This window comes from Acinetobacter sp. YH16038, assembly GCF_013417275.1.
In the GTDB taxonomy this organism is placed as follows: domain Bacteria; phylum Pseudomonadota; class Gammaproteobacteria; order Pseudomonadales; family Moraxellaceae; genus Acinetobacter.
On sequence record NZ_VPEG01000083.1, the window covers coordinates 1 to 4,354 of the forward strand.

Annotated in this window: 7 protein-coding genes; 3 read left to right on the forward strand and 4 right to left on the reverse strand. The window is 31.6% G+C overall.

All coding sequences use genetic code 11. From position 1 onward, the window contains the following. The coding region (locus FTV34_RS16475; protein WP_180070814.1) for a hypothetical protein at positions 1-372 on the reverse strand (372 nt) is incomplete at its 3' end. Between the two features lie 26 nt (positions 373-398). On the opposite strand from FTV34_RS16475, the gene FTV34_RS16480 reads away from it, so the two are divergent. The 3 genes from FTV34_RS16480 (at position 399) to FTV34_RS16490 (ending at position 2,061) form a co-directional block, all read left to right on the forward strand. Next, entirely contained in the window at positions 399-716 is a 318-nt protein-coding gene (locus FTV34_RS16480) for a hypothetical protein (RefSeq protein ID WP_179991742.1), read from the forward strand. A 227-nt stretch (positions 717-943) separates the two neighbouring features. Then, entirely contained in the window at positions 944-1,804 is an 861-nt protein-coding gene (locus FTV34_RS16485; protein ID WP_179991741.1) for a replication initiation protein, read from the forward strand. Then, the gene (locus tag FTV34_RS16490) at positions 1,801-2,061 is read left to right on the forward strand and encodes a helix-turn-helix domain-containing protein (protein ID WP_008917004.1); all 261 of its coding nucleotides are present in this window, start codon (positions 1,801-1,803) and stop codon (positions 2,059-2,061) included. The genes FTV34_RS16485 and FTV34_RS16490 overlap by 4 nt, the downstream gene beginning before the upstream one ends. A gap of 69 nt (positions 2,062-2,130) precedes the next feature. Here FTV34_RS16490 and FTV34_RS16495 read toward each other — a convergent pair whose 3' ends face one another. From FTV34_RS16495 to FTV34_RS16505, 3 genes are all read right to left on the reverse strand, one after another. Then, positions 2,131-3,543 (reverse strand): hypothetical protein, encoded by a 1,413-nt coding sequence (locus FTV34_RS16495; protein ID WP_179991740.1) that lies wholly within the window; start codon positions 3,541-3,543, stop codon positions 2,131-2,133. Continuing rightward, positions 3,518-3,931 (reverse strand): relaxosome component, encoded by a 414-nt coding sequence (locus tag FTV34_RS16500; RefSeq protein ID WP_008917002.1) that lies wholly within the window; start codon positions 3,929-3,931, stop codon positions 3,518-3,520. The genes FTV34_RS16495 and FTV34_RS16500 overlap by 26 nt, the downstream gene beginning before the upstream one ends. Positions 3,932-4,154: 223 nt before the next feature. Further along, positions 4,155-4,354 (reverse strand): hypothetical protein (locus tag FTV34_RS16505; RefSeq protein WP_180070816.1); only part of this gene is annotated, 200 nt, incomplete at its 5' end.

The following is a 4,354-nucleotide window of genomic DNA, read 5'->3' on the forward strand; positions in this document are numbered from 1 at the left end:
TGACATCTTACCCGCTGCCTCACCAGTTCGAGTGTTATTTTTATTATCATATGCAACCTCTCGAACAGCCAACAATTGAGTATCTGCATTTTGGGTCAACGATATATCCAATGGAATAATTATGTCTTTGAAGTCTCCATTTTTATAATCATAATCAGTCAATTTTTCATAAACTAACGACGCTGGTTCATTTGGATCTAACCGTTGCTTAGCAACAAAAGCCTTATCATATTGTGATTTATAAGCTTGATTTACTAACGCGTTAGCTTCTACTGATTTACACTCAATCGGAATATCATTAGCTAATGATATGATTGGATAACAGATTGTTATTAGAGTAATTGTAGAAAAAATAAGGTGATTTTTAGGCATAACAAACCTCAAAAAAGGAATAAATAATGGATAAGATCATTTCATACTGGAAAGAATATAACATTGCACATTATGATGAAAAGAAAAGATTTTACGTGATATACGGTAAGTATAACCACTTAAATAACGAAGAAGAATCAAGAAAATGCCTAGGTCTTCATTGGGAGGACTACCCAAAGTCTAGATCTGTTTTAGCCCCTATGGTTGTAACAGCAGAAATAAAGAACTCAATTCTGGCTGGATTATTAAAAGATGGATTAGATAAAAAAAATAAAGTAGACCTTGAGAAAATACTTAAAGCTATCGAATACTTTAAAGACGAGGATTTGAAAGATAGCTATTAAGCTCAACGCTGAGAGCTGACAAAACTTGTTTTTGTTAGTTTGAAGCGTTCAAAAAGGTTTGCTTTGCTAACGCCCAAAAAACCACCCCTTTGGGGCTGTTATCTGATATGGTTAAGGCAATCACTTGACAAACTTTTTTGATGTATTAAAACATAAGAAAACAGAAACCCTATTGCTTTGAGTTTGGCGACCGTAGCAACAGGGTTTCAGAGAAAAAGGACTGCTTTATGTTTAACAACGATAATAGACAAAATTTTATAAGTCAAATGCCAATGAAGCCCTACTGTTCTGACGATTTAAGTAATGGGTTAAGAATTAGAAAAAAAGAAAAAGCGCTAGAAATGCTTTACATACAAGCTAATCAACCAGCTATACAAACTTGCTTGCTATTCGATCTAGATGAAGAAAATTGTTTTTATAAATTTGAAGAAGTTAACTTGCCTGTTCCTCACTTTATAACGAAAAGCCCCAAATCTGGCAGGTGTCATTATGGTTATATTTTGAAGAACGGGGTTTGTAAAACACAACAAGCAAAATTAAAACCGTTACGCTATGCCTCCGCAGTAGAAAACAGCATAGCAAACAGATTAGGTTCAGACCCTAACTATGTAGGGCTTATTACTAAAAACCCGTTAAATAGTCATTGGTCGCCTTGGTGGTCTGGTGCTGAATTGTATGATCTCGATTATCTCGCTGATTTTGTCGATTTAAATCAACCTAAAAGCGTTAAAGCTGAAAATTACGGATTAGGTCGCAATGTTAACCTTTTTGATGATCTGCGAGCTTGGTCTTATAAACGAGTTTTAGGGTTTAAATCTTCATCATCATTTGAACAATGGATGAAAGAAGTTGAGAGACAAGCGATCAACCTCAACGCTGTTTGTAATCAGCAAAACCCTTTGCCATTCAATGAAATAAAAGCGACAGCCCGAAGTATAGGCAAATGGACATGGAAAAATTTTGACGTTGCTAAGTTTTCAGAGATACAAAGCGCAAGGGGAAAAAAGAATCTAGGAAAGAAAAAAAATAACTATAAAAAACAAAGCGAAATATTGAATATGCTTGATTTTTTAGGAGGTAAAAAATGAGAGTAAACAGAGACGGATTAACACAAAAAGAGTTAGCAAAAAAATTTAATGTCTCAATAACAACAGTAATAAAATACACTGCTATAGACAGAGAAGATTACGAGAAAGAGGCATTAAATCGTCGCAAAACAGCGTATGAGCTACGAGAGAAGGGGCTGAGTTGGAAAGAGGTAGCGGAAGCTATGCAATGCTCTTATAACGCTGTAACGTCTCTAGCGAAGCGATACAAGCAACAAGATCTAAAAGAGAGCGTTTAGCTCTCTTTTGTTATGTGGTTCTTATAATAACTAAATAAAAAACTAAGCGTTTTTTTCATGTCTTGAATATCAGATTTTAAATCTTCGTCGTCTTTCAATTTTGTTTTGTTGCCCTTGCGTTTCTTCTTGTTTTTTAAAGAATTTTGAGACTTTTTGAGTGATGCTTTTTTTGAGTTCTTGAGTTCGTTTAAATCGCTCGATATTGTCAAAAAATAATCTAAAAAATCTGTCAACATATCTGTTTGATAGTCTAATTCTTCTTCTAATTCTTTTAGATTTCTCATTAATATATTGTTGTTCTCTACTTCTATCTTCGAATTTCGAATAAATAGATTGTTGTTCTTGATTAATGTTTTCAATTTCGCTTCCAATGCTTCTAATTCTTTGTTCTCTTGTTCTTTCTTCTGTTTTATCGCTTCTATTATTCTGCTCATTGTTTAAATTCTCTTTATTAAAATCATTATTAAAATTAAGAAAAATAAATTCATTCCTAATAAGGCTATTATTATTACTTGATATTTCAGATCTAACATCCTGAATGTCATTTGTTCTCTTATTGTTTTGTTCATTGCTATTCTTATTTTCGTTCTGTGTTCTTTTAAAGCGTTTTTTATTTCTACTTGTTCTTTTGCTAAGCTCTGCGTCAAAAACGCTCGTGTGCTCTCTGAGTGCGTTTTTAACGTACTCTCGATCTGCTCTGTGATCGATTCTTGATTCTTCGTTATAAGTTTTGTAATCTCTGCTCTGTTCATAGATATCTCCTTTTAACCTTACAGGCTTATCTTCTTCGCTAAATTTAATAGATATATAATTATCACCTGTACGATTTATAATTATATTTTTCTCTTTAGTTAAAAAATCAATTAATTCTTTTCTGTTGTTTATTTCTTCGATTGATATTTTCGCTATTATTTCTTCCTGTAATTTATTTACTATATCTTTTTTGTGTTTTGGTATTTTATTATTTAAAGTATTAATTAGCTTATTTCTTTCTTTGTGATTTTCTACGTCTATAACTGAGCTAATATTATTCTCATAATTAACAACTTCACAAAATGCGTTAAATAGTTTTTTATCTGCATAGTGATAGTATGTTTTGTATGCTCTTTTATCTGCTAATGCGTTGAATGTAAGATAATTAAGTTCTAGTCGCCCTTTATCTTGATGCTGCACCCAAAGGACCGGGGGACGGTTCTCAGGTGCGATTTCTGCGAACATCATTTCTTCAAATTCTGACATGATTTTATTTTTTAAATCTTCGTCGATGTCTTTTTCTTCAAACGAAAGAACGCCCGCTGTGTATGGGTGAGAGAAGTTTTTTGATTGAATATATTCGTTAAAGTTTAAAATATCTTTCTCTGTTGTTGTAGATAAAACTTTTATATATTGTTGTTCTTCTATTTTGTCTTTACGCAATAAATAAGATAATGAGTTTTTAACGTTTCTCTGTTTGTTTTTACCTCCTATCTGTTTGTGTATCATTATAAACCTCTTTTATTTTTTCTATATCCTCTGTTAGTTCTTCAAACAAATAAGCGAATTGCTCACCGTTGGCGCTGTTAATAAAAAAATCAATATTAGCATTAATTTTTTTAGCGATTTGATTAATGTTATTAGATATATTATTTAATAGAAATAGATATTCTTTATTTCCGTTATTTTTTATTTTATTTTTTAATATTGCAGATTTATTTAAAAGTAACGCTCTTATAGCTGCTGCTCTTTTTAAATCTAATTTTTCAGCTAACAATTCAACTTCTGTTAATTCTTCGTCACTTAAACATAAAGAAATAAAATTTTTACGTTGATAGCGATCTTTATATGTTTTTTTATCTTCAATGAGAATTTTTAAATTGCTCAAATTTGCCATGTTTTTTTCCTTGTGTTTTATGTTTTGACCTTCAGGGGATTGAAGGGGCGAAGCCCCTCACAAGTAACGTAATACGAAGTATTGCGCTAACTTGCTATCTAAGGTATCCCTTACTTAAGAAATAAGATATTTTGCTTTATTGTCAATACATAAACCCCAAAATCAAAACCGATCTTGAGGTCTTTTTTCTTCTAGTTCGCTCCGCTCACTGCTACGCACTTAATTATAATCCATAGACAACTATCTGATTGTTACCAGAATAATCCTTATCCAATATATATTTAATATTAAATGTTCCTATTTCTTTATTTTTAAACTGATTTGTAAAATCTCTAAACTCTATATCGTTAGGAATTAATTCCTGATAATTTTCGATTAATACACCACTTATTGAAATCTTAACCGCTGCCTCACAAGTTCTAG